The 3,727-nt window shown below is 42.2% G+C and carries 2 protein-coding genes; both read right to left on the minus strand.

The genetic code is table 11. The annotated features are described in order from the left end of the window. Positions 1–3 precede the first annotated feature (3 nt). A complete protein-coding gene (locus ABYU67_RS11920) occupies positions 4–3,327 on the minus strand; it encodes a type I restriction endonuclease subunit R (RefSeq protein WP_372845486.1) in 3,324 nt (1,107 codons plus the stop codon). A 154-nt stretch (positions 3,328–3,481) separates the two neighbouring features. Further along, the coding region (locus ABYU67_RS11925; RefSeq protein ID WP_372845488.1) for a hypothetical protein at positions 3,482–3,727 on the minus strand (246 nt) is incomplete at its 5' end.

Raw genomic sequence — 3,727 nt, forward strand, 5'->3', positions numbered from 1 at the left:
GTGCTACTGGTCTCTCGAAAGTCCAAGACGGGTAATTTTTAGTACCTCTTCGATGAGCTGTTGCGCTTTATCGATACCCAAATCCATAAATAACATCGGTAGCAATTTGACACTAATAGCATTCTCAATTTCTGCTGGATTGATAGAATACTCAGCCACTGCTGTCTTAACGATCTTATCAATCTCAAAAGCGTAAGCGACTAGCTTGTCGTTATCTAGCTCTTTGTCTGCTAAGAAGTCGGCGTTAAATAAATGCTTAAATAAACCAAAATACGCCTGAGCATGTTTGTTTAATTTGCCACTCTCATCGATAAACTCATTTGGTATATCAGCGACATCACGGTCTTTGACAGCTTGCTCAAAGTCAGCAAACATCATGTATTGTTTCACTGGTGCATCAAACATGGCTTTGGCATCAGCAATCGCTTGCTTGAGCAATTTAGAGAAATATTCTTGGGCATAAGGATCATCCGCCAAATCTTGCTCAATCATCTTAGTAACACGACCTGTAATTTTATCGGTTTGGTTACGGGCTTCATCATCGCTTAACTCTTCAGGCTTCACATTCTTACCTAAGTTATCGACTAGGTAAACGCCTTTTGCCTCACGAACTTCAAGCCCTGCGATATGCTTATCGAGTAAGCTACGAATATCTGCTTCATACTCATCATAATCGACGGTTTCATCAGCATCTTCGCGTACTTGCTTGCGTAGATTGATAAAGGCTTTTAGATCGGCTTTGTAGCGATCACGCTTGCTATCAAATGATTTGTCTTCAAAGAAAGACGCTGATTGCAGCGCAATTTTCATGACGTTAGAAAATGCAGTCAAAGCCGCATAAAAGTCATCACGTTCCTTGAGCTTGGTATCGACTACTCTGCCATCGATTTCTTGCATCTTCGGCGCAAGCACTTGTCTTAATGCTTGTCCGTCTTGTTTGTTTTTCACCGATGAGAATATCGCCCACAGCTCGCTATGTAGTCTTGGTAGCTGCTTATACTCAGTATCCATCGCGTTATAAAGACCTTTGAGGTCTTCGATATCAAAGCCACCTTGCGTACGCTCGGCTAAGTCTTGATATTTCTCAATGGTGATATCCAGCTCTTTTAAGATGCCACGATAATCAATCAAATAACCAAAACGCTTTTTCTCATGCAATCGGTTCACCCGCGCAATCGCCTGAATCAGGTTATGCTGCTTTAAGGGCTTATCGATATACAGTACGGTGTTTTTTGGCTCATCAAAACCCGTTAATAACTTATCGACGACGATCATAATGTCAGGACCATCGTCCTGACTAAAAGCTTCTATAATAGCTTTGGTATAGGCTTTTTCATCACCGCCATATTGATTGGCGACATTGGCTTGCCACCAGTTCTGGACAATGTCTTTTGATTTGCCATCGACGGTATCATGCCCCTCACGGGTATCAGGTGGTGACATGGCAACCACTGAGGTCACTTTGCCAATCTTGTCTAACGCCATTTTATAGCGGATAGCTGAGGCTTTAGAGTCACAAGCCAACTGACCTTTTAAATGCTGCTGTTTAAAGTTTTGGAAGTGATCAGAGATGTCATGAGCGATAAGCTCAATGCGACCTTCAACCTGATAGATTTGACCTTTTTGAGAGAACTTACGTTTGAGATCCGTTTTTTGATCATCGGTGAGCTTTTGGGTGATACGGTTAAACCATGCATCGATAGCCTGGTCATTGGTATTCAATTCAGGGATACGCTCTTCGTATAAAAGCGGCGTGACCGTTTTGTCTTTGACCGCTTGCTGCATGGTATAAGAGTGAATGATCCTACCAAATTTATTCTCAGTCTTGTCATCCTTGAGCAGTGGCGTACCCGTAAAGGCAATAAAGGCAGCGTTTGGCAGGGCTTGCGCCATACGGATATTATTCTCACCGTTTTGGCTACGGTGACCTTCATCGACCATGACGATGATGTTTGGGCTGTCGTTATAACATTCATCATACTTAACGGCTGAACCAAACTTATTAATAATGGAGAAAATAACGCGTTCGTTACCATGACCGATTTGCTGCGCCAGACGGCGACCAGAAGTTGCCATGGCGTCACGACTATCACGTTTACTAGTTATTACACCACCCGACTTAAAGGTATTACTCAGCTGGGTTTCCAGATCGACACGATCCGTGACGACAATAATGCGACACTTCGCGAGCTCCTCTAACCAAATAAGTGCTTTAAAGAAAAACACCATAGTGAAAGATTTACCACTACCTGTGGTATGCCAAATGACACCACCTTCGCGACTGCCCTTTTCATCGAAACTGCTGATACGTTTAATCAAGGCTTTAATACCAAAGACTTGCTGATAACGGGCAACAATTTTGCCCGCCTTTTTATCAAACAAGGTAAACATGCGCATAATCTCAAGCAGACGCTCAGGCTGCAACAGACTGATGATTAAGCGGTCTTGATCAGTAACGACCAAATCACCAGCATTAATCAGCGATAGGTAATCTCTCTTAGCAGAAGCAGGACGATGATCAAATAAAATATTGATCTGATCGTTACTAAGCGTTTGATTTTTTAGACGGTTGAACTCAGGCTCAGAGATTTCTTCTTCGACCCATTTTGCCCAAAACTTCTCAGGCGTTTTGCAAGTCCCGTATAAACCGTCATTACCATTGACTGCTATTAGTAACTGGCTATAAGCAAATAAATGCGGGATTTCTTTTGGCTTTTGATTGCGAATATGCTGGGACACCGCTTGCGCATTGGTCGACTGCCCTTCTCTACTGGAATCTGGACGTTTGGCTTCAATCACTGCCAGCGGTAGACCATTTACAAAGCAGACGATATCAGGTTTACGACTGTTCGTACCTTCACTATTTTGTACGACAAACTCTTCGGTCACGTGAAAGCTATTATTATCGATATTATTCCAATCGATCAAACTGATGGTTTGCGCGGTTTTTTTACCGTCGATAAACTCGGTCACCGTTACGCCATAAAGCATAGCGTTATAAAGCTTTTCATTGGCGAGCTGCAAGCCTAAGTTCATAGCTGGGTTTAGCTCATGCATGATCTTATCAATGGCGCTGTCGGATAAATGGTGCGGCGTGCCTTCAAACATAAAGGTTTGCTTAGCTAAGAACGCTCGCATGATAGGCAGTAGCACCACTTGGTTGGTGGTTTTATTAACATTCGCCTGATTAGCTAGCAGCTTATTGCTGCGCATGGCGTTGCATTGGCCAGGTGGAATAAACTGATAACCTAGTGTGGTGAGCAAGGTTAAGGCAGGAATTTTTGAGCTGAATTCTTCGGCGAAGTTGATGCTGGAGTTAATATTCATAGCTGAACTCATTGAGTAATAGGGTAAGCAATTGAGTATTTAATATTGTGTCATCAGGGTAGCAAATCTAACACTACGCTGTATCTGCTTGTTTATCTTCAGGGCAATTTTGGGCAGATCTTTTGTTACTCCACTAGACAAGTAGAGTGATCAACTAAATAAACTGTCTAAATTCAGAATTCGTATTTTCATTAATGGAAATTACATGAAATCCGTTTATAGTCAACTCTTTAACAACTTCTGCATCAGGATGTTTGCTTGAAGTAGTTCTATGAGAAACAGGCATAATCGTTCTACTAAAACCTTCAAGCGCTTGCAGATCAAAATCATACTTTGATCCATGATGTGGTACTTGAATAATATCGACACAGTCGACATAGCCCGCGTATATGTCTTTTAA

The organism is Psychrobacter sp., from assembly GCF_041554015.1.
Classification (GTDB): Bacteria; Pseudomonadota; Gammaproteobacteria; order Pseudomonadales; family Moraxellaceae; genus Psychrobacter.

Coding starts and splice junctions, on each gene's coding strand:
- ABYU67_RS11920 (WP_372845486.1), bottom strand. CDS start 3,327: ATGAATATTAACTCCAGCATCAACTTCGCCGAAGAATTCAGCTCAAAA.